Below are 20,864 nucleotides of genomic sequence, written 5' to 3'. Positions count from 1 at the left end.
GATTACCAGCAGATACCGGCGTAGGTTCCGTTGCTGACCATGTCGCGATGGAGGCGCGTCAGGTCGACGACGGGGCGATTGCTGGCCGCCGCCTTCAGCTTGTCGACGGCTTCCTTGTAGTAGTTGCCGACCAGAACGGCGCCCGACCCTTCGATCAGCCGGTCGAGATCGCCGACCATCCGGTCCTTGAGGTCGGGTATGCCGTCATTGCCGCGGCCCGCGCCGGGGGTGCCGGAATCGAACGCCTCCTGCACGAAGGGGTCGTAGATATCGACGTCGATTCCCTTGGTGATCAGCCGCGCGGCGAGCGCGACAAGCGGGCTTTCCCTGAGGTCGTCGGTGCCGGGTTTGAAGCTGATGCCAACGAAGCCGATCTTCTTCGCGCCCGACGCCTCGATCATCCGCTCGGCCCGCGCGATCTGCGCCTCGTTCGCTTCCAGCACGGCTTCGAGCATATGGGCGCGTGTATCTGTGCTCCGCGCGAGGAAGCGCAGCGCCCGGACGTCTTTCGGCAGGCAAGACCCACCGAAAGCAAAGCCCGGCCGCATGAAGTAGGGCGACATGGCGACCTTGTCGTCCGAGCAGAGGATCTCCATCACCGTCTGGCCGTCGATGCCCGACGCCTTGGCGATGTTGCCGATCTCGTTGGCGAAGGTGACCTTCACCGCGCGCCAGGCATTGGAGGTGTATTTCACCAATTCGGCCGTCGCGATGTCGACCTTGTGGATCGGGCAGGGCAGGGCAGTGTTCAGCGCGGTCAGGACCTCCTCGGTCGGCTTGTCCATCGTGCCGAAGACGATAAGGCCGGGGTCGTGGTAATCCTTGATCGCCGTGCTTTCGCGCAGGAACTCGGGGTAATATCCAAGGCCGAAACCTTCGCCGGCCGTCTTGCCCGACGCCTCTTCCAGCGCCGGGATGCAGCAGCGCTCAGTGCTTCCCGGAACGATGGTCGAGCGCATGACGACGGAGTGATATCCCGCCTTGTCCTTCAGCGCCGCGCCGATATTCCGGCAGACCGCCTCGACATAGGTCAGCCCCACCGAACCGTCCGGAGCAGACGGGGTCCCGACGCAGATGAACGAAGCGTCGGTATTCTTGATGGCGAAGTCGGTACCCGACGTGGCGGTCAGCTTGCCCGCCGCCACGACCTCACGCACGAGGTCGTCGATCCCCTCCTCGACGATCGGTGAGAGGCCGTCGTTGATCGACTTGACCTTTCCGGGGTCGACGTCGACGGCAATCACCTCATGGCCGTCCTTGGCCAGGCAGGCCGCCGAAACGACGCCGACATAGCCAATGCCGAATACGCTGATTTTCATTGTTCTTACCCCAGCAACGATTTGTCTGAGGAGTCGTATCGCGGACGAATTGGCGAAATTTTTGTCTAAATTGCGGACGACACGGGTTAATTTGTACCTACTGTCCTATCAGTCGTAACGATTGTCGCGGGTCCGCGATTGGCCGGAAGGTGTCCTCTTTTCACTCAAGATGCTGATATAAAGAGAAAAATTATGTATCGGGAGCGACCCGCGCCGCGACCGCGCCAAAATGTGTCCGTAATCGGCCCCGCGCGGCTCGCGGTACGGCATTCGTCGTCGGGAAACGGCTCGGCGGCCGACAGCTATTGTTGCCCGAAACCGTTCGACCCGCGTCGCCAGGCCGTCACTTCAGCGTATGCGGCCGGGCCTTGCCTGGATCGGGCGCGGCAAGCCTTTTGGATGATCCGCCGTCTGTCCTTTTCGCGGAGTCCGCCCGCAGATGGGTCGCCACCCGGCCGATCCGGTCGAGCAACGGCTCTTCCCGGGCCATGAACGCGATATCGAGTGCGACATCCTTCCCCCTGAACGACGCCAGCGCATCGTTCACGGAGGCGGCGATCATGCCGCGGTCGCCATCTTCGACGGCAGAGAACGCCACAAGATATCCCGACTGGCCGTCGTCGTATTCGGCGCGGAGCAGCAGTGCCTTGTCATAAGCGTCCGAAAGCGTCGCAAGCCTGTCGTTCAGCGCGAGAAGCAGGGTGTCGGGAAAGTTGTGTGGCGCGAGGAGCGCCTTGAACCGTCCCGAGGCAGAGGCCGGAACCGGCGTCTTTGATGCGGTATCCTCCAGCGTGTCGCAGATCCAGTCGATGGCGTCGCCGGGGATCAGCATTGCCGAGGGCGCATCCCCCATGTTGACCGCGACCCCGATGTCGCGGCCGCGTATGAGGTTGAACACATCCCTGCCCGTGACGCGCGAGGTCGGCGCGTCATAGCCGGTCAGTTCGGTGACACGCTCCTTCAGATCGAAGACGAGCACGTAGTGCCCGCCCTCGACGGGAATGATCTTCGGTTCGGGAGCCTCGTCCGCATCCGACGGGTCGAGAAGGACGAACAGATTCGACCCGGCCAGAACCCGATAGAAGCGCAGAAGCTCTGCTTCTCCGCCGCTGATCATCTCGGAATAGGCGCGATCAATGGCCGTCACTGCGCGTTCCGCCATTTCGGGTTCGCTGACGTCGATTGGCGTACCGCCTTCCCCGTCGTCGCTCTCGGACAGTTCGGCATGCGGCTCGGCCGAGTCCGGCCGCCGTGACCGGAAGACCACCTTGTCCCCGTTCGGAAGCCGAATTCGCACCTGCCTCATCCCGGTTCCTTTTCGTCCCGACCAGTCCGCAACTCGATGAACAATAGAGATATGCCACGGATTACGCGGTTCCCAGCGAAACTGTGAAGCCGAACGCCTTACAACCACACGGTATTGCCAGCCCTGTCGGAAACTTACAACATTCGCCGCTGCGTCCGCCCCTGATTTCTCCGTGAGCCGCTGCATTGGCGAGTGATTGCACGTACCAAAGGGTGGGGGGAGATTTGGCTCTGAAGTGCGGGCAGCGCTCCGAAAGCCGTCGAGCGCCTGGGGCGGTTGAGCGAAAAATCAGGCGCCACCAACTTATGGTTGATTGCCCGGTGTCGGGAATACACAGTGCGCAAGTCGCGGATGGTTGGTCTGCTTCGAATGATCTTGTTCTTGAGCAGTTACCGCGTCAAATGAATTACCGTCCCGAGATTGATGGCCTTCGCGCCGTTGCCGTTTTGTCCGTCATTCTCGCCCACGCGGGCCTGCCCGGCTTCGAAGGCGGGTACGTCGGTGTAGATGTCTTCTTCGTCATCTCGGGCTTTCTCATCACCTCCATTCTGGTGAGCGACCTTGAGACGGGACGCTTTTCCCTGATCGGTTTCTACGAGCGCCGGGCAAGGCGCATTCTTCCGGCTCTGCTGTTCCTTCTCTTGTGTCTCGCGCTGGCCGGATTCTTCCTGTTTCCGCCTTGGCAGTACCTGGCCCTGTCGAAATCCACGATCGCGACCGTCGCCTTCGTCTCGAACCTTTACCTGATGCGGGCGACGGGCGACTACTTCGGATCGGATGCGTCCTATGAGCCGCTGATGCATACGTGGTCGCTCGGCGTGGAGGAGCAGTTCTACATCTTCTTTCCCCTGATCCTGGCGCTGGCCTTCCGGGGCGGTCGTCGGCGCGCGGCGCTTACGGCGGCGGTGCTGGTCGCGGGATCTTTCGCATGGAGTACTTCATCCATGCCTACCGGGCAGGTGGCAGCGTTCTTCATGCCGCATCTGAGGGCTTGGGAGCTCGGGGTCGGCGCGATCCTCGTTCTCTTCGCCCCCACCCGTGTCCCGCTCAACAGGATGGCGGCCGGCCTCGCCGGAATGGTTGGTCTTGGCCTCATCCTTGCGTGCGTCGTCGGATATACCGAGCGCACCGTCTTTCCGGGGGGGGCCGCCCTTCCGGTCGTGGTCGGCACCGCCTTGGTGATTTGGGCCACATCTCGGGCGGGTAGCATTGCAACCGCCATCCTGACCGTTTGGCCCTTGGTCTGGACCGGGCGAATCTCGTACTCGCTCTACCTCTGGCACTGGCCTCCGATCGTGATTGCGAGGACGGTGTCGAATGGTCAGCCGACGGCAATCATGCTGATTGCGGCCGTCTCTTTCGCGTTTCTGGCCGCTTGGGCGAGCTGGCGTTTCGTCGAACAGCCGTTCCGGCTCCGGTCGGGGCCGCGCGCGTTCACGCGGCGGGGAATATTCCAGCTGTCAGCGGCGGGGTCGGCACTGACGCTCTCGGCCGCGCTTGTCGTTGGAACCGATCATGGAATGAAGCTGCGCCTTCCCGAAGCCAGCTATCGGGAGTTCAGGTCCGCGTCGGACATGTCGGACGTTGAACGTCGTTGCCGCGCTGCCTGGTGGGACGACATTGAAGCGATGTGTCCGATCGGAACGGATGAGCGAGGGGCTCCTTCGGTTCTCCTTTGGGGTGACAGCCATGCGGCGGCCCTCATTCCGGGTGTTGACGCATGGCTACGGTCGCAAGGCTTGCTGGGATGGGTGTTCGTCGTGGACCGATGCCCCCCACTTCCGGGCCTAGTCAACCGGCATTTGTCGTGGGCGGAGGATTGCATCACACGCAACAATGCGGTGCTCGAGGTGGTTCGGCGTACGCCGTCGTTGAAGTCGGTCATCCTGGCAGGCCGTTGGTCCTTGTCCTATCACGGAACACGGTTTGCGCGGGAGCCGGGCGACGGGGCATCGGTCGCGATCGACGTCGGGGGCGAGACGAAGGAGGGACCGGACGCGATGGCGTTGGCGATGCGTTTCCTGCTATCGGAACTCGTGCGGGAGGGTCGTCAGGCGATCGTCATTGGGGCGGTGCCCGAGGTTCCATTCAACGTGCCCCGGCGGTTTCTCGACGATGCGTTTTTCAAGCGGCCCTTCGCGACCACTTTCCCGGCGGAGGCGTCTCTTGCCCGTACCAAGGGCCCGGATACCATGTTCGAGGGGCTCGTGCATGAGGTGGGCGGAACGTTCGTCCCGATGAGCGGAATCTTCTGCGGTTCGGAATGCCGGATTGGCGAGCGCGGCCGCCTTCTCTACCGGGACGACGACCACGTGTCCGAATACGGTGCTGAATGGGCAATCCGGAGCGGTTTCGAAGCGCGCAATGTTGTCCGGGGATGCTCTGACGATGTGACCGACCCGCAGTGTTCGGCCCATGCAACTGGCGCGCATTCTTCGCCCGATCGAGCCCGACCGTGATACTCTCCGACATAACCGCTCTCCGTTGCGGATCCTTGCAAAACTACCTTGGTACATAAATGCCGTCGGAAGGCGGTCGCATTATCAGAGCCCCGAAAGGGCGCTCCGCAAGGCTAGCCAAATACGGTAGCGACATCAGCGCATTTCAATCTTAAACTTACATCGCGAATAAGAGAGAAAGAGATGCGCACGATCAAGAAGCTCCTCGCCGGACCGCAACGGCTACTGGCCTACAACGTAAAGCGGATGATCTCGATGATCGGGACGCGGGGCCTGACCGCGGCGCCCTCAGGCTGAACGGCCGCGCGACTTTTGCGCCGTGATGCCAAACCAAGCGGGCGGCGAAGAGCAGTCCTGGAAACAATGTTCCCACCGCCAGTTTCCGCACAGCCTCGGCCCGGAGCGGACTTTGGAGCAAAGAGGCCGGTCCGTTGCCTTGGTCGGGAGCGAGTCGGGAACTGCGGTCAGACCCCGATTTGTGCGACAATGCATCGCGACCGGCAGCTTCGTCGCGGCCCTGCGGGGCGAAGGTTTGGGCGATCCTTGCTTGCATGACGACGTGGCCCCCGGTCAGTGGAAGCTGCTGCGCAAAGAAGAAATCGCCCTTGTTTTTCGATAGCCCGCCGGGTCGGCTCAAATCACTCCAAGCATCCGCATCGCTTCGGCAACCCGAACGAAACCGGCGATGTTGGCGCCCAGAACATAATCACCGGGAGCCCCATATTCATCGGCGGTTTCAGCGCATCGGTCGTGGATGCTCTTCATGATCTGTGCCAGCCGCTGCTCGGTCTGCTCGAAGCTCCAACGGTCACGGCTGGCGTTCTGTTGCATTTCCAACGCCGAGGTCGCAACGCCCCCGGCATTCGCCGCCTTGCCCGGCCCGAACAGGATGCCGGCCCCGCGCAGGATGCGGATCGCCTCCGGGGTGCAGGGCATGTTCGCGCCTTCGCCCACAGCCAGCACGCCGTTCTTGACCAGCGACTTGGCATCCTTGCCCGAAAGCTCGTTCTGGGTGGCCGAGGGCATCGCCACGTCACAGGGCAGATCCCAGATTGACCCTTTCCCGACAGGTACGAAATGGACCCCGTCTCCACGCAACCGGGCATATTCCGAAATGCGTTTGCGCCGGACCGTCTTGATTTCCTGAAGCAGGCCCAGGTCGATCCCGTTCTCGTCAATGATATAGCCGCTGGAGTCCGAGCAGGCGATGACCGTGCCACCAAAGGACTGCACCTTTTCGATGGTATGGATCGCGACGTTGCCTGCGCCCGACACCACCACACGCTTGCCATCGAAACCGGTCTGGCGGGTTTCAAGCATCGCCTTGGTGAAATAGGTATTGCCGAAACCGGTCGCCTCTGTGCGTGCGCGCGAGCCGCCATGGGCGATCGCCTTGCCCGTCAGCACCCCGGATTCATAGCGATTGGTCAAACGTTTGTATTGCCCAAACATATAACCGATCTCGCGCCCGCCGACGCCGATATCGCCCGCCGGCACATCGGTCTGTTCGCCCAGGTGGCGGTGAAGCTCGGTCATGAGCGACTGGCAGAAGCGCATGATCTCGCCTTCGGATTTGTCCTTGGGGTCGAAATCCGTACCGCCCTTTCCGCCACCGATCGGCAAGCCGGTCAGCGCGTTCTTGAAGATCTGCTCGAATCCAAGGAACTTGATGATCCCGAGATTGACCGAGGGGTGAAACCGCATCCCGCCCTTGTAGGGGCCGAGGGCCGAGTTGAACTGGACGCGGAAACCACGATTGATCTGGACGTTGCCCTGATCGTCGACCCATGGAATGCGAAAGATGATCTGGCGCTCGGGTTCGCAGATGCGTTCGATCAGAGCCTGTTCGAGGTAGTCGGGATTCTTGGCCACGACGCGTCCGAGGCTTTCCATGACCTCGTGAACGGCCTGGTGGAATTCCGGCTCCCCGGCATTGCGCCGCATCACTTCGGCAAGGATCGGTTGCAGCTTTTCGTCGATATTGTTCATGTATTTCGTCACTTTTCGGGGAGCATTTTCGCCAAGCGATTAACGTGTGGGCGCTGGCGCCGCAATATGCATGCGATTTGATCAGTTATTTGATGTTCTAGTGCTGCGCAACCCGATCCGGTTCAAGAGGGCGCTGCTCGGCTCCGACGCGCGAACCGGATAGTGGACGAGGTCTCCTGGCTGTTCAGTCCCGGCATCCGATGGATCGGATTGGCGATGAATCTGTCTGGGTCTGACGTGCAGACCTTGCAGATGAACTCATAGGGCGTGAGGCCACTGAGGGTCTTGAGGCGTTGCGCGAGGTTGTAGGCTGCCGTGACGTCCGCGAGATGCGTCAGGAACTGGTCGTGGCTGTCATGGCGGAAGCGTTTCACGGTCGCGTCCTTGATCGTTCGGTTCATGCGCTCGACCTGACCGTTGGTCCACGGATGGTTGGGCTTGGTCGGGCGGTGCTCGATCCCGTTGCCGCGTTGACGACACATGGATTGAACTTTGAGGATGAACCATGTCGCTTTCTGGCTAGCCGGCCCGTCCCCGCCCCGTTAGAAACCCCACCGAGCCCGCGGCGATGGCGTCGCCGCAGGGGCATTTGCCCCGACGCTTGCGGAGACATCCGCCGCAGTCCTGTACGCCGGGACCTTTCGGGGGTTCCGGGCACGCGATCCGGACCCCATCAAGTGAGGTCTGACAAATGATGGAACGTCCACAACAATACCGCTTTCACCAGGGCGAGAAGATCCTGCCCTTCGCCGCGTCGGAATATGCCCAGCGTCTGGGCGGGCTGCGCGTGATCATGGATGCGATGGGGGTGGAGGCGGTGGTCCTCACCTCGATGCACAACATCGCCTATTATTCGGGCTTCCTCTACTGCTCGTTCGGACGGCCCTATGCCTTGGTCGTGACGGCGACCGAGGATGTGACGATCAGCGCGGGTATCGACGCGGCGCAGCCCTGGCGGCGCAGCCACGGCGACAACATCACCTATACCGACTGGCAGCGCGACAATTACTGGCGCGCGATCCTGTCGGTGACGGGCGAGGGCCGCGTCATCGGCTACGAGGCGGATCATCTGACGCTTTTGCAGTCCGACAAGCTGAAATCGTTCCTGTCGCCGTCGAAGGTGGTCGATATCGCCCCGGCGACGATGAAGCAGCGGATGCACAAGTCGGTCGCCGAAATCGCGCTGATCAAGCACGGGGCGAATGTCGCCGATGTGGGCGGTTACGCGATCCGCGACGCGGTGAAGGCCGGTGCGCGCGAGATCGACGTGGCGATGGCCGGCCGCGATGCGATGGAGCTGGAGATCGCCAAGCGCTTCCCCGAGGCAGAGTACCGCGACACCTGGGTCTGGTTCCAGTCGGGGATCAACACCGACGGCGCCCACAACCCGGTCACGGCGCGGGCGTTGCAGGTGGGCGATATACTTTCCCTCAACACCTTCCCGATGATCTCGGGCTACTACACCGCGCTGGAACGCACCATGTTCGTGCGCGAGGTCGACAAGGCGAGCCTGAAGATCTGGGAGGCCAACGTGGCCGCCCATGAATACGGGATGAGCCTTCTGAAGCCGGGCGTCTCCTGCGCCGAGGTGACGGCGAAGATCAATGACTTCTTAGAAGAGCGTCAGCTTCTGCAGTACCGGACCTTTGGCTACGGCCATTCCTTCGGTGTGCTCAGCCACTATTACGGCCGCGAGGCGGGGCTGGAACTGCGCGAGGATATCGACACGGTGCTGAAACCCGGCATGGTGATCTCGATGGAGCCGATGCTGACGATCCCGGAAGGACAGCCGGGCGCGGGCGGCTACCGGGAGCACGACATCCTCGTCATCACCGAGGACGGCAACGAGGACATCACCAAGTACCCCTACGGCCCGGAATTCAACGTGGTCGGCTGAAGGCAGCCGGCGCCGGGGCATGTGGCCGCCACGCCCCGGCGCCGGGAAATTCGCCGTCCGGGCCTTGACGCTCGGGCGCGGAAGGGGTCGACATGAAGGGCGATGCCGCGCTTGGATGCGTCCGGTGCGATTCCGGTTGGGATTCGCGCGGCGACAGGACAACAGGAACGGATACTCTCGCTGCCATGACAGTCTTTTCAGGAGTTGTGCGGCGCCTCGGCGTCACGCGTGTTTTCGCCCTTCTTGCGGTCGCCTCGCTTGCCGCTTGCGGCGCCCCAACCCAGCAATCACGTTTCGACCCGACGACCGGCGTTGCCCCGGCCGTCGTGTCGCCCGAGGTCGTCGCCCGCTATCAGTCCGTGCAGGACGCCGACGTGGTGATCCCGGCCGTCGCGGCAGGTTACCTGACCGGGCAGAATCCGCGCACTGAGGTGTTCTACTTCGGCCCCGACAAGCCGGGCTCGATTGTCGTCGATCCCTATGCGCGGGTCCTGTACCACATTCATGAAGGGGGCACGGCGACGCGGTACGGCATCGCCGTCGGGCGCGAGGGCTACGGCTTTTCCGGCGACGCGGTGATCGGACGCAAGCAGGTCTGGCCGAGCTGGACGCCGACGAAGAACATGATCCGGCGCGAACCCGATGTCTACGGCCCGGTGGCGGGCGGCCTGCCCGGCGGGCTCGACAATCCGCTCGGCGCGCGGGCGCTTTACCTCTATCGGGGCGGGCGCGACACGTTCTACCGGATCCACGGCACCAACAACGCCTCGACGATCGGTCGCGCGACTTCGGCGGGCTGCATCCGGCTCTTCAATCAGGACATCATCGACCTCTTCGAGAAGGTGCCGAACGGAACGCGCGTCCATGTCCGTGGGGCGGCCGAATCGGCGATCGCGGAAGATCCGATGGTGGAGAACGCCCACGGGCTGATGGTGCCGATCGCCTCGCTGCCGGTCGACGTTCAGGCGCAGATCGCCGCCGGCAACATCCCCTGGCCGAAATTCGTGCCGACCGTCGGGGTGACGCCGGAGGATTCGGCCGCGACCGATCCGGCGGCCGACCCGTCTGGGGTCTTCCAGCAAATCAACTGAGCCGGCGTCCGGCTCAGAGGCGGATGACGTAGTCCTTCCGCGTCGTCTCGATCACTTCCCATGTGCCGGAAAAACCCGGCCGGAGAATGAAACTGTCGCCCGGGCCGAGCCTGTGTTCGGCCCCGTTCGCGTCGGTGATGACGGAGCGGCCGGAGAGGATGCGGCAATATTCCCACTCATCGTAGCTGATCCGCCACTTGCCGGGCGTAGATTCCCAGATGCCGCAATAAAGGCCGTCCCGCTCCTCGACGTTCCAGGTGGTGTGGACCGGGTCGCCCGAGATCACCTTTTCCGGCGCGGGACGGTCGGTTTCGGCTGAGGCGGCGGAAGGGGTGAGGCGGACAAAACCGGACATCGGATCACCTTGGGCATGGGGACTGCGGGGCGACGATAAAGATCGGGCGAGCACGGCGGAAGGGGTGTATCCTTTCAACGTTTCAAAGACGGATCTTTTCGAGCGGGGCCCACCATGTCCGAAACATCGCGTCACGACGCCTGGCAGGGCGGCAGCAATTACGACACTTACATGGGCCGGTGGAGCCGTCAGATCGCTGCGCGGTTCGTGGGCTGGCTTGAGGTTCCGCCGGGAAAAGACTGGCTCGAGGTCGGCTGCGGCACCGGGGCGTTGACCCGCGCGGTGCTGGAGGGTGCGGGGCCGCGCACCATCCTTTCGGTCGACACGTCTGAAGATTTCGTGCGCCACGCCGCGCGTGAATGTCCCGATCCGAGGGCCACGTTCCAGACCGGCGACGGCCAGCGGCTCGACCTGCCGGACCGAAGCCGCGATGCCGTCGTCTCGGGCCTTGTCCTCAATTTCGTTCCCGACAAGGGCGCAATGCTTGCCGAGATGGTTCGGATCGCCCGGCCCGGTGGGCGGCTCGGCTTCTACGTCTGGGATTACCCCGCAGGAGGTGTCGGCTTCATCCACGCGTTCTGGCGCGCCGCCGCCGCGCTTGACCCCGCCGCCGAGACGCTGTCGGAGGACCGCCGCTTTCCCGACTGCACGCGGGAAGCGCTGGCCGGGCTTGCATCCGGGGCGTGGGGGCCGGAGGCCGAGGTCGTCGCGGTCGAGGTTCCGACGCCGTTCGCGAGCTTCGAGGATTTCTGGCATCCCTTCACGCTCGGCGCCGGGCCAGCGCCGGGATATTGCGCGGGGCTTTCACCCGACGCACGGGAAAAACTGCGCCGGAAACTCGACGCCGATCTGCCGCGCGCGCCCGATGGCAGCATCCCGCTATCCGCCCGCGCCTGGGCCGTGAGGGCAAGTGCCCCCGTCTAGTGCCGGTCGGGGCGCGGCCTGTAGCTCAGTCGACCCAATGCACCGCTGTCAGGTCATTCGCCTGGGTTGGCGAGTTTTCCCACAGCCCCTCGATCTTCGCATTCGCCACACCGGTCTTGGCGAGCTGGAAGAGGTAGGCGTTGACGTAGTCCTTCGCGATCATCTCCTGCGCTTCCTTTAACAGTGCGGAGCGGCCTTCGGGGTCGGTCGTGAGGTTCAGCTTGTCCATCAGCGCTACGAATTCGGGCTTGCCGTACTGGAAATAATAGTCGGGCCGGGCGTAGATGTTGATGTCCATGGGTTCGGTATGGCTGACGATGGTCAGGTCGAAATCCTTGCCCTTGAACACCTGTTCAAGCCACTGCGCCCATTCGACATTGGTGATCTCGGTCTGGATGCCGACGGCTGCCAGCTGCGCGGCGATGATCTCACCCCCACGCCGGGCGTAAGTCGGGGGCGGCAGCGCGAGGCGGAGTTTCAGGTCGGAAACCCCGGCCTCGGCCAGAAGCGCCTTCGACTTCTCGGGGGCGTAGGCCGACAGTGCCGTCAGATCCTCGTAGTCCGGATTGTGCGGGGCGAAATGGGTGCCGATGGGTGTGCCATAGCCGAACATCGCGCCGTCGATGATGTCCTGACGGTTGATCGCGTGGGCGATCGCCTCGCGCACCTTCACGTTGTCCAAGGGCGGCTCCTTGTTGTTCATCGCCAGGATCGTCTCGCCCTCGGTCGAGCCGACGATGACCTTGAAGCGCGGATCGGCGGCCAGCTGCGGCAGCGTTTCCGGCGCGGGAAAGTTCGGGAAGGCGTCCACGTCACCCGCCATCATCGCGGCGAAGGCCGCCGTCGGGTCGGAGATGAAGCGGAAGGTGGCCTTGGAAAGTGCCACCGGTTCGCCCCAATAGGCGTCATTGCGGACGATCTCGATCCGGTCCCCCTGCACCCAGCCGGAGAACTTGAAGGGGCCGGTTCCGATGGGGTTGGTGGCATCGGTCGCGATCGATTCCGGCGCGACGATCACCGCGTCGCTCCAGGCCATGTTGTAGGGGAAGTTGCCGTTCGGGTCCGAGAGCGTCACCTGAACCGTCAGGGGGTCGACGACCGTGACATCCGCGATGCCGGCGAAAAGCGCCTTCTGCGCGTTGGTACTGTCCTCCGCCCGCGCGCGGTCGAGCGAGAACTTCACGTCCTCGGCGTCCATCGTCGTGCCGTCATGGAAGGTCACACCGGCATGCAGGTGGAAGGTGTAGACCTTGCCCTCGGCATCCACATCCCAGCTTTCGGCCAGCGCCGGGCGCACCGAGCCGTCGGGGCCGAACCGGGTGAGCCCCTCGAAGATGTTGGCATAGACCACCTCGTCGATGGCCGCCGCGGCGCCGCCGGTCGGGTCGAGGTTGGGTGGCTCCAGCACCATGCCGAGGGTGATCGTGTCCTGCGCGGCCAGCGCCGCCCCGGTCATCAGCGCCAGCGCGGCAGCGGTTGTTGTCAGACGGTCGAGCATTCCGAGACTCCCTTGTCTTCGTTGGCAGGCGGAGATGGGTCATCTTTGGCCGGTTTTCGCGCGCGATCAAGCGCGGCTGGCAGCGCGGGGGGCAAGAGAGTGCTGGAAACGATGCTGCGGTGCAGCTATCATTTGGGGAGAGCCGCGGGGGGAGGAAGCGGAATGAGTGCGACGAGTGAGACGAAGCGGCCTGTGCCGCCGGATATCCGCGCGCGGAAAGGCGGCACGCCACTGGTGATGCTGACCGCGTACACGACCCCGGTCGCGCGGCTCGTCGATCCTCATTGCGACATGGTCCTCGTCGGCGACAGCGTCGGCATGGTGCTGCATGGCCTGCCGTCCACGCTCGGCGTGACGATGGAGATGATGATCCTGCACGGTCAGGCCGTGGCGCGCGGGCTTGACCGGGCGATGATGGTCGTCGACATGCCCTTCGGATCCTACGAGGAGGGGCCGGACCAGGCCTTCCGCAATGCCGCGCGGCTGATGTCCGAAACCGGGGCAGGGGCGGTCAAGCTCGAAGGCGGGGCGCATATGGCGCCGACAATCGGGTTTCTCACCCAGCGCGGCATCCCGGTGATGGCCCATATCGGATTGACGCCGCAAGCGGTCAACACGCTCGGCGGTTACCGGGTTCAGGGCCGGGGCGAAGATGCCGACCGCATCCGCCACGACGCCGGTGCGGTCGCCGCCGCCGGGGCCTTTTCGGTCGTTCTCGAAAAGGTTCCCGATGCGCTTTCGGCCGAGATCACCCGGGCGGTCGATATTCCGACCGTGGGCATCGGTGCCTCGGCGTCCTGCGACGGGCAGGTGCTGGTCGTGGACGACATGCTCGGCCTCTTCACGGCGTTCCGGCCGAAATTCGTCAAGCGCTATGCGGAGCTTGGCGAAGAGGCCGACCGCGCCATCGCCGCCTATGCGGCCGAGGTGCGGGCGCGCACCTTCCCCGGCCCCGAACATGTCTTCGGCGAGGAGCCCCAGCGCAAATGAGAACCGTCCGTGACGTGAAGGCACTCCGCGGTGTTGTCGCGGGCTGGAAGGCAGCCGGGCAGTCCGTGGGTGTCGTGCCGACGATGGGCGCGCTTCATCCCGGGCATCTGAGCCTCGTGTCGGCGGCCCGGGCCGGAACGGATCGGGTGATCGCGACGATCTTCGTGAACCCGATGCAGTTCAACAATCCCGAGGATCTCGCCAAGTATCCCCGGACCGAGGAGCGCGACGCCGGGATGCTCGCCGCCGCCGGTGTCGATCTTCTCTTCATGCCGCCGCCGGAGGTCGTCTATCCCGAGGGCTTCGCGACGAGTGTCCGCGTTTCGGGGCTCAGCGCCGAACTCGAAGGGATGTTCCGGCCCGGCCATTTCGACGGCGTGGCGACGGTGGTGACCAAGCTCTTCCTGATGACTGCGGCGGACCGGGCGTTTTTCGGCGAGAAGGACTGGCAGCAATTGCAGATCGTCCGCCGCCTCGCGCGCGATCTGAACATTCCGGTCGCCATCACCGGCTGCCCGACCCTGCGCGAGGCCGACGGGCTTGCCATGTCCTCGCGCAACACCCGGCTTTCGGCCGCCGACCGCGCCACGGCGCCGGCGCTCCACCGGGCGATGTCGGCGGCCGGCACCGTGATCCGAAACGGCGCGCCGGTAGCGGAGGCGCTGACCCGCGCGAGGCAGGAGGTGCAGCGCGCCGGCTTCGGCGAGGTCGAATACCTGGAGCTTCGCGGCGCCGAGGGGCTGGAGCCGCTTCAGATGCTGGACCGGCCCGCCCGGATCCTCGCCGCCGCCTGGCTCGGCGGGGTGCGGCTGATCGACAATATCGACGTCACGCGCTGACGGCCGTTTCCGGATCTTGCGGCCCGGACCCCCGGTGCTGTAGGGCACCGACGAAACCTATGGCGCGAGAAGTTCGGCGAGGACAAGCGCCATGACCTTGGCGCTGTCGAGCATGTCGGTGATGCCCACCCATTCGTCGGGCTGATGGGCGAGGTCGAGAACGCCCGGCCCGTAGGCGATGCAGTTCTTCAGCCGCCCGATCCGGTCGATATGCTTCTGGTCGTAGGTGCCGGGAGAGACGACGTAGCCCGCCGCTTGCCCCAGCACCTTTTCGATGGCCGCGGCGGTCGATCGAACGATGGGCGCGTCCTTTTCGGTCATGGTCGGGCGCACATCGAAGAGGTCGCGGACCTCGTAGTCGAAGGTCGGGCGCTCCGCCTTCACCCGTTCCAGCATCGCCGTCACCTCGCGCTTCACCTCGGTGAGGTCCTCCTCGATCAGGTAGCGCCGGTCGATGATGATGCGGCAGCGGTCGGGAACGCAGGGGGCCGGCATCCCGGTATAGTTCTCGTCCTGCTCGGCCTCGCCGCCGTGGATCGAATTGATGTTGAGCGTCGATTGCTTCGCGCCTTCCGGGATCACCGGCATCTCGGTCCGCTTGGTGGCGAGAAGCGGGAAGAGCGTCGCCTCCATCTCGGCGAGCACGGCCCCCATGTGTCGCACGGCGCAGTCGCCGAGGAAGGGCATGGAGCCGTGGGCGATGCGGCCCTTGGTCTCGATCTCAGCCCACCAGACGCCGCGGTGGCCAAGGCAGATGCGGTCCTTGTGAAGGGGCTCGGGGATGATGACGTGCTGGACCCGTTCGGGCGAGAACCAGCCCTGTTCGGCGAGGTAGGCGACACCGCCGAAGCCGCCGGATTCCTCGTCCGCCGTGGCGCTGATCTCGATGGCGCCGCGATAGCCGGGGCAGGCGGCGATGAAGGCCTCGGCGGCGATGATGGACGCCGCAAGGCCGCCCTTCATGTCGCACGACCCTCTGCCGTAGATGCGGTCGCCCTCGACCTCTCCGCCGAAGGGCTCGCGGGTCCAGCCGTGGCCGACCTCGACGACGTCGTGGTGCGAGTTGAAGTGGACGCAGTCGCCTGCGCCCCCGCCCTCGTGCCGGGCGACGAGGTTCCAGCGCGGATGGGCGGCGCTGTCTCCGAGCGCCCCCTCGGCGCGGATCAGGTCGACCTTGAAGCTGCCCCGACCAAGACGCTCGGCGAGGTACTCGCAGATTTCGAGGTAGTTCCGCCCGGGTGGGTTCAGTGTCGGAATGCGGATCAGGTCCTGGGTCAGGGCGATCAGGTCGTCGCGTCGGGCGGCGACTTCGGTGGCGAGGCGTTGGTCGAGTGAAGCTGACATGGGCCAAGGCTAATCGCAGCGCCGGTCCGCCCGCAACGGCTAACCATTCCTTCCGCAATTGTAGGATGACGATCAGCGTGGTTTTGCGATAAGTTTTTCGGACGGCAGGGATGAAAAGGCGGTCGCCCGTCCCTATCATTGTAAAATAGATTAACATTAGGGAGTGTCCATGTCCGATTTCGATGCCCAGATCCTGGAGAGCCAGAAGCAGGTGGCCGATGCCCAGGCGAAGATTTCCGAACTGACGAGCCGGATCGAAACGGCGCGGGCAAAGCTCAAGACCGGCGACGACGTCGCCATCGACATCGAGAACGCGACCCTCGACGACGTGCACAGGCATGCCGAGATCATGAACGCGAATATCGCCGAGCTGATCATGGGGCTTGACGACGTGACGGCGGGCTTTTCCAAGGATTTCGACGAGATGCGCTCGAAGACCGGGTGGGAAAGCTTCGTCGGTATCTTCGCCGCCGGAAAGTCCGAAGCGATGCGGCAGGAACGCCTGCGCGGCGCCTCGATCGACGACAAGTTGCAGGACCTGATCGGCAAGTCCGACGTGATCGTGAAGCTTCTCGAAGGCCAGTTGCAGGTGCTGAACGCGCACAAGGGCAAGGTCGAGGCGAACCTGACCGAGACCCTCGGCGACCGCGAGGTCACGGTGGGCGAGCTGGAACAGCTGCGCCGCGACATCCAGGCGATGGACCCGAAGATCATCGAGCTGGAGAACAGGATCAGCGTCGAGCAGGACGCGGCGGCGCGGACCAAGCTGGAAAGCGAGCTCGCGGAGTTGAACAAGCAATACAACGCGATGGTGCAGGACGAGCAGGTGAAGCTCGCCAAGTCCCAGACGCTGGAGCGCTATATCGAGAAGGGCAAGACCTGGGTCGACAGCCTTCAGAACCAGGCGGCGACGCAGATGGTGCTGATTAACAAGCTCCAGACCGACACCAAGCAGCGGGTGGTCCTCTACGACGCGCTGACGAAATCGTTGAAGACCGCGCAGCAGCAGGACGTGGCCCACAAGATCAACGAGATCGGCGTCAAGACCGATCAGGAGGCGCAGGCCGCCATGGCCGGGATCGGCGCTGCCACGAACACGCGGATGGCCGAGATGCTGGAGGCGCACGAGGACCAGATGGTCTTCGCCCGCAAGGTGCTGGAGCAGAAGGCCAAGGCCGACGAGCGCTTCGCGCGGCGCTTCGCGGCGATTGTCGAGAAGCACGACAAGAACCTCTATGGTGGCTGAGTGCCCGACCTTGACCTGACCACCGACCATAGGGCGCTGGACGACGATCTGGCGGCGCGGCGGTATTTCGCCAAGTTCGAGACGATCACCAAGCTGCTGTCGGGCGTCGCCGTGGAGATGGAGAAGGACCGCGCCTTTTCGGCGATGGATGCCGATGTGCTGGAGGGCTACGTCCGCGCCATCGCACGGACGTTCAAGGCGCTGAGCCTCAAATACCTCGTCTCGGGCCGTCTCGACGGGATCGGGCAGAAGCACCTGACCATCGACCTCCACGAAAGCGGATTTCCGATCTTTCAGGAGCTCGTCACGATGGCGAACGATGCCGCGCAGGCGGGACGGCATCTCGACGGGCTGCCGGAGGCTGACCGGCTCAAGGACGAGATGGTGCGCCAGATCGTCGGCGAGCGGGTGGTGCCGACGCGACTGCAATACGCGCTGTCGCAGCGGCTTTACTATGAATCGCTGGCAAAGGGCGGGCTCTACTTCGCCCAGATGCATCCGCAGGCGGAGTTCATTGCCGAAATATCCGGCGGGCGGCGCGGATACCTCCTGCACTGGGGCGTCTATGACAGCCAGCTCAATGTGCCGGTCCTATATCTCATGGAGGTCGTGGATTCGGGGCGCAAGGCCTTGCCCTTGGACGAACGCCGCTGGCCGGCAGCGCAGGCGCATCTGATGGCGCAGTCTCTGGGCGGGTTGAAGCTCGTCACCATCGCCAAGGGGTTCGACACGGATTTCGACGATCTCCACCCTAAGCGGCTCAGGCGGCTGCACCTTGGCCCGATGTATTCCAACGCTTTCACGCTCCAGACCGGACCGATCCGCGAGGTGCTGGAGGAGGCGAAGTCGCCGGTGGGCGAGGACTGGGCGCTGGCCTGGACGATGGAGGAGCTGGAAAGCGAGCGGGTGGAGGTCGAGAAGGGCTGGTTCACCTCGACCGAGCGCGAGGTCTTCCGGCTCGATCCGTTTTCAGGGCGCGGGGTCGAGACCGGGGCGACTCGGGTGACGCGGAGCCTGATCCTGCCGCAGCGACCGTTCCAGGTTCTCGCCGAGAAGGATCCGGCCGGCTTTCGCGACATGCGGAAATTCGTCGTCGGCAAGGAGGGCCGGGTGCTTGTCTACGGATAGCGGCCGGGGGTTTCACACCCCCGGACCCCCGTGAGGTATTTTCGGCAAGATGAAGACAGAGGGTCAGGGTGGAAGATGAGTGCGCCGCGGAATGAGATGGAGCTGAAGGAAGAGGAGATCCGGGCGCATTACGCGGCGGCGGCCTCGATGCTGGAAGGCTTCGACCACACGCCGCGTCTGGCCAGGGCGCAAGTCGTGGACAAGCCGTCAGAGCGCTCGCCCGGCATCGGCGCGAGTCCGAGGTTCCGCTCGACGACGCCGGGGCTGGTGACGCGGTCGGTGGCCCGGCCCGAGGGGGTGCGGCTGATCGAGCGGATCGAGGGGATCGGCGGCGACGACCCGATCGTGGCGCCCGTCGAGGCGACGGTGTTGCAGGCGCTCCGCCGCGCGTTGGCGATCGCGCTTTCGGTCGGCGATGCCTTTTCGGACCAGACCGGGCTTGTCGAGCTGAAGAAGGCCAATCTCGAAAACCGGCTGCCGGCGGGGCGCGCCAACGAGTTTTCCGAATTTCTGGCGGCGGAGGCCCTTGCCGTGCTCTCGGTCTTCGCCAACGCGACCGCGTTCCTTCTGGCCGCGCATGCGAGTGAGGTGACGGTGGAGATCGGATCGGTCGACGAGGTCTTGACCGACAATGCGCAGCTCGCGCTTCACGGCGCGCTCTGGGAGCTGGATCAGGACATCGCGGTCTTTGCCACCGAGGAGCCGAAGCTGGTGGCGGTGGTCCTCGCCTATGCCGAGCAGCTGATGGAGAAGGTCAGGCTCCGTGCCGCCGCCGCGCCGCGGCTGGAGGCGTTCACGGGCGCGAATTACCGGGTCGAGGCCGACGATTTCCCGATCTCGGGCTTCGAGCCGGCGCGGAAGGCGCGCGGGTCCACGCTCGTCATGACCTTCAAGAAGCCGAACGAGGTCGTCGGCAACCATATCGCCAAGTACCAGGCGATGCGGTTGGCCAAGATGCTCATGGCCTATGACTTCGAGCGGAAGCTGAACCCCTTCGCGGAACTCGGTGGCTTCATCTTCACCTTCATGGGCGACGGCAAGCCGGGGACGGGCAAGACCACGCTGATCCAGATGATGGCGGGGCTTTTGAACGACTACTGCAAGGTCGCGAACTACCCGTTCCGCTACCAGAACCTGAGTATCGACAATGTCGACAGCTATCAGGGCAAGTCGGGGCAGAACGCGAAGGCCTTCATCAACAACGTGATGGACCCCGCCGTGATCGGTTTCGGCACTGTGGACGACATTGACCAAGTGGCGGGCAAGCGGGGCGACCGGCAGTCCTCGGCGGGGCAGCAGGAGATTACCGCCGTGCTGATGGAGGCCTTCGCCGGGGCGAATACGGTGGTGCGGGGGAACTGCACCTTCGGCATGTTCTCGAACTACCCCGAGAACGTCGACGACGCGCTTCGCCAGCGGGCCGGGGCGCGGTTTTTGGTCGATGGGCCGCAGAGCCGTGAGGATTACATCGACATCCTCGCGCTCCTTCTCGGCAAGATCCATGCGATCCCGCTCGGTGATCATGAGCTTTACGCCGCGCAGGAGATCAAGCGCGCGGTGGCGGAGAGCTTCGAGAAGCATTCACGTCCCCTCGAAGATGGTCTCGAAAAGGTCTTCGATCAGGTCCGCGACGCCATCGGGGAACTCGACACCATCGCCAAGCTCGGCGCCTATCTGAAGGCGATCCAGGAGGCCGATGAGCGCTTCACCGGCCGGGCGGTGAAGAACATCACCGACGCGGTGAAGGTGCGGGCGATGGATTTCGAACTGCCGGATGAGTGGATGGAGGAGCCGGCTCTGTTCCTCTTCAAGTCTTACGACGAGAAGAAGGCGATGATTTCGGACCTGCAGAGGCCGATCACGGTGGAGATGGTGGTGCAGGAGATCAACCGCTACGCGGATTCGGAATTCCGCTATGCCGACAAGTCGGACGAGGTGGCCATCGAGAACATGGTGCGGGATTTCCGGCGGCAGGAGGAGGCAAAGCGGCGGTATCTGGAGGGGAAGGGGTGATCAGCGCAGTCTTCCTTGAAAACCCGGGGTGGGTCTTTTTCCTGGCAGCCGGTCTGGTCACCGCCATCGGACTCGGCTTCAGCATCGTGAAAGAGGCGAGCCGGGAGCTTCCAACTCAAGAGGAGTTTGGGCAGGTATGGTCGCTGCTGCTCCGCCGCAGCTTGCTCGTCAGCTTCGCTCTGTCGTTGGTCGTCTCGGGCTTGATATGGGTGCCAGCAAATAAGGCTATGCTGATCTGGTCCGGTGGAGAAGTTCTCTTAACCGCCTTATTGGGCACAGTGATTTCTGCGCTCGCATGGTTGCCAGCCGATCTGTGGTTGATGCGGTATTTGCAGCGAAAGGCACGAGGTTGAACGGTATGAACGGTCTCGCGCAATTCGGCCTTCGCCCGTGGCTTGCCACGGGCAGCGCCCGCCCCGCCCCCCCGGGGCGGGCGCTTCTCGCCCACCCCGCAGGCCGGGCGCTG

16 protein-coding genes and 1 pseudogene are annotated in these 20,864 nt (G+C 64.2%); 10 read left to right on the top strand and 7 right to left on the bottom strand.

Features of this window, described 5'->3' with window-relative positions; all coding sequences use genetic code 11:
- Nucleotides 1-2: 2 nt before the first annotated feature.
- Together V5734_RS19315 and V5734_RS19310 are read right to left on the bottom strand one after the other, a co-directional pair.
- Complete coding sequence (locus tag V5734_RS19315) at nucleotides 3-1,319, bottom strand: UDP-glucose/GDP-mannose dehydrogenase family protein (protein ID WP_347311231.1); 1,317 nt, start codon at nucleotides 1,317-1,319, stop codon at nucleotides 3-5.
- 343 nt (nucleotides 1,320-1,662) lie between these two features.
- Entirely contained in the window at nucleotides 1,663-2,616 is a 954-nt protein-coding gene (locus V5734_RS19310; RefSeq protein WP_347311230.1) for an SseB family protein, read from the bottom strand.
- Nucleotides 2,617-2,849: 233 nt separating this feature from the next.
- On the opposite strand from V5734_RS19310, the gene V5734_RS19305 reads away from it, so the two are divergent.
- Entirely contained in the window at nucleotides 2,850-5,084 is a 2,235-nt protein-coding gene (locus tag V5734_RS19305) for an acyltransferase family protein (protein WP_347311229.1), read from the top strand.
- Between the two features lie 633 nt (nucleotides 5,085-5,717).
- Here the strand turns inward: V5734_RS19305 and gdhA are convergent.
- The gene (gene gdhA / locus V5734_RS19300; protein ID WP_432759692.1) at nucleotides 5,718-7,028 is read right to left on the bottom strand and encodes an NADP-specific glutamate dehydrogenase; all 1,311 of its coding nucleotides are present in this window, start codon (nucleotides 7,026-7,028) and stop codon (nucleotides 5,718-5,720) included.
- Nucleotides 7,029-7,195: 167 nt separating this feature from the next.
- Nucleotides 7,196-7,531 (bottom strand): annotated as a pseudogene (locus V5734_RS19295) (integrase core domain-containing protein); the annotation flags it as partial.
- A gap of 236 nt (nucleotides 7,532-7,767) precedes the next feature.
- Here V5734_RS19295 and V5734_RS19290 point away from each other — a divergent pair.
- Together V5734_RS19290 and V5734_RS19285 are read left to right on the top strand one after the other, a co-directional pair.
- Nucleotides 7,768-8,970: an aminopeptidase P family protein gene (locus V5734_RS19290; RefSeq protein ID WP_347313671.1), complete on the top strand. Its 1,203-nt coding sequence runs from the start codon at nucleotides 7,768-7,770 to the stop codon at nucleotides 8,968-8,970.
- A gap of 185 nt (nucleotides 8,971-9,155) precedes the next feature.
- On the top strand, nucleotides 9,156-10,061 hold the full coding sequence (locus V5734_RS19285) for a L,D-transpeptidase (protein WP_347311227.1): 906 nt from the start codon (nucleotides 9,156-9,158) through the stop codon (nucleotides 10,059-10,061).
- A gap of 13 nt (nucleotides 10,062-10,074) precedes the next feature.
- On the opposite strand, the gene V5734_RS19280 is transcribed toward V5734_RS19285, so the two are convergent.
- On the bottom strand, nucleotides 10,075-10,416 hold the full coding sequence (locus V5734_RS19280) for a cupin domain-containing protein (protein ID WP_347311226.1): 342 nt from the start codon (nucleotides 10,414-10,416) through the stop codon (nucleotides 10,075-10,077).
- A 114-nt stretch (nucleotides 10,417-10,530) separates the two neighbouring features.
- Here V5734_RS19280 and V5734_RS19275 point away from each other — a divergent pair, with 114 nt between their 5' ends.
- On the top strand, nucleotides 10,531-11,340 hold the full coding sequence (locus V5734_RS19275; protein WP_347311225.1) for a class I SAM-dependent methyltransferase: 810 nt from the start codon (nucleotides 10,531-10,533) through the stop codon (nucleotides 11,338-11,340).
- A 25-nt stretch (nucleotides 11,341-11,365) separates the two neighbouring features.
- On the opposite strand, the gene V5734_RS19270 is transcribed toward V5734_RS19275, so the two are convergent.
- Nucleotides 11,366-12,838 carry an ABC transporter substrate-binding protein gene (locus V5734_RS19270; protein ID WP_347311224.1) on the bottom strand — a complete coding sequence of 491 codons (1,473 nt, stop codon included), beginning with the start codon at nucleotides 12,836-12,838 and terminating at the stop codon, nucleotides 11,366-11,368.
- A gap of 162 nt (nucleotides 12,839-13,000) precedes the next feature.
- Between V5734_RS19270 and panB the strand changes: the two genes are divergently transcribed.
- Together panB and panC are read left to right on the top strand one after the other, a co-directional pair.
- Entirely contained in the window at nucleotides 13,001-13,828 is an 828-nt protein-coding gene (gene panB, locus V5734_RS19265; protein WP_347311223.1) for a 3-methyl-2-oxobutanoate hydroxymethyltransferase, read from the top strand.
- Complete coding sequence (gene panC / locus V5734_RS19260) at nucleotides 13,825-14,667, top strand: pantoate--beta-alanine ligase (RefSeq protein ID WP_347311222.1); 843 nt, start codon at nucleotides 13,825-13,827, stop codon at nucleotides 14,665-14,667. Before panB ends, panC begins: the two co-directional genes overlap by 4 nt.
- A gap of 57 nt (nucleotides 14,668-14,724) precedes the next feature.
- On the opposite strand, the gene V5734_RS19255 is transcribed toward panC, so the two are convergent.
- Nucleotides 14,725-16,011 (bottom strand): acetylornithine deacetylase/succinyl-diaminopimelate desuccinylase family protein, encoded by a 1,287-nt coding sequence (locus V5734_RS19255; protein ID WP_347311221.1) that lies wholly within the window; start codon nucleotides 16,009-16,011, stop codon nucleotides 14,725-14,727.
- 169 nt (nucleotides 16,012-16,180) lie between these two features.
- Between V5734_RS19255 and V5734_RS19250 the strand changes: the two genes are divergently transcribed.
- The 4 genes from V5734_RS19250 (at nucleotide 16,181) to V5734_RS19235 (ending at nucleotide 20,751) form a co-directional block, all read left to right on the top strand.
- Nucleotides 16,181-17,257 carry a hypothetical protein gene (locus V5734_RS19250; protein WP_347311220.1) on the top strand — a complete coding sequence of 359 codons (1,077 nt, stop codon included), beginning with the start codon at nucleotides 16,181-16,183 and terminating at the stop codon, nucleotides 17,255-17,257.
- Nucleotides 17,258-18,385, top strand: a complete 1,128-nt coding sequence (locus tag V5734_RS19245; RefSeq protein ID WP_347311219.1) for a hypothetical protein — start codon at nucleotides 17,258-17,260, stop codon at nucleotides 18,383-18,385.
- 75 nt (nucleotides 18,386-18,460) lie between these two features.
- Nucleotides 18,461-20,398 carry an AAA family ATPase gene (locus V5734_RS19240; protein ID WP_347311218.1) on the top strand — a complete coding sequence of 646 codons (1,938 nt, stop codon included), beginning with the start codon at nucleotides 18,461-18,463 and terminating at the stop codon, nucleotides 20,396-20,398.
- Nucleotides 20,395-20,751 carry a hypothetical protein gene (locus V5734_RS19235; protein ID WP_347311217.1) on the top strand — a complete coding sequence of 119 codons (357 nt, stop codon included), beginning with the start codon at nucleotides 20,395-20,397 and terminating at the stop codon, nucleotides 20,749-20,751. Before V5734_RS19240 ends, V5734_RS19235 begins: the two co-directional genes overlap by 4 nt.
- Nucleotides 20,752-20,864: the final 113 nt, after the last annotated feature.

Source organism: Defluviimonas sp. SAOS-178_SWC (assembly GCF_039830135.1).
Taxonomy (GTDB): domain Bacteria; phylum Pseudomonadota; class Alphaproteobacteria; order Rhodobacterales; family Rhodobacteraceae; genus Albidovulum.
This window is presented reverse-complemented; position numbering and strand designations above follow the sequence as displayed.

Excerpts from the sequence above, each read along its gene's own strand:
- V5734_RS19315 (WP_347311231.1), bottom strand. The coding sequence starts at position 1,319 with ATGAAAATCAGCGTATTCGGCATTGGCTATGTCGGCGTCGTTTCGGCG.
- gdhA (WP_432759692.1), bottom strand. The coding sequence starts at position 7,028 with ATGCGGCGCAATGCCGGGGAGCCGGAATTCCACCAGGCCGTTCACGAG.
- V5734_RS19290 (WP_347313671.1), top strand. The coding sequence starts at position 7,768 with ATGGAACGTCCACAACAATACCGCTTTCACCAGGGCGAGAAGATCCTG.
- V5734_RS19285 (WP_347311227.1), top strand. The coding sequence starts at position 9,156 with ATGACAGTCTTTTCAGGAGTTGTGCGGCGCCTCGGCGTCACGCGTGTT.
- V5734_RS19280 (WP_347311226.1), bottom strand. The coding sequence starts at position 10,416 with ATGTCCGGTTTTGTCCGCCTCACCCCTTCCGCCGCCTCAGCCGAAACC.
- V5734_RS19275 (WP_347311225.1), top strand. The coding sequence starts at position 10,531 with ATGTCCGAAACATCGCGTCACGACGCCTGGCAGGGCGGCAGCAATTAC.
- V5734_RS19270 (WP_347311224.1), bottom strand. The coding sequence starts at position 12,838 with ATGCTCGACCGTCTGACAACAACCGCTGCCGCGCTGGCGCTGATGACC.
- panB (WP_347311223.1), top strand. The coding sequence starts at position 13,001 with ATGAGTGCGACGAGTGAGACGAAGCGGCCTGTGCCGCCGGATATCCGC.
- panC (WP_347311222.1), top strand. The coding sequence starts at position 13,825 with ATGAGAACCGTCCGTGACGTGAAGGCACTCCGCGGTGTTGTCGCGGGC.
- V5734_RS19255 (WP_347311221.1), bottom strand. The coding sequence starts at position 16,011 with ATGTCAGCTTCACTCGACCAACGCCTCGCCACCGAAGTCGCCGCCCGA.
- V5734_RS19250 (WP_347311220.1), top strand. The coding sequence starts at position 16,181 with ATGTCCGATTTCGATGCCCAGATCCTGGAGAGCCAGAAGCAGGTGGCC.
- V5734_RS19240 (WP_347311218.1), top strand. The coding sequence starts at position 18,461 with ATGAGTGCGCCGCGGAATGAGATGGAGCTGAAGGAAGAGGAGATCCGG.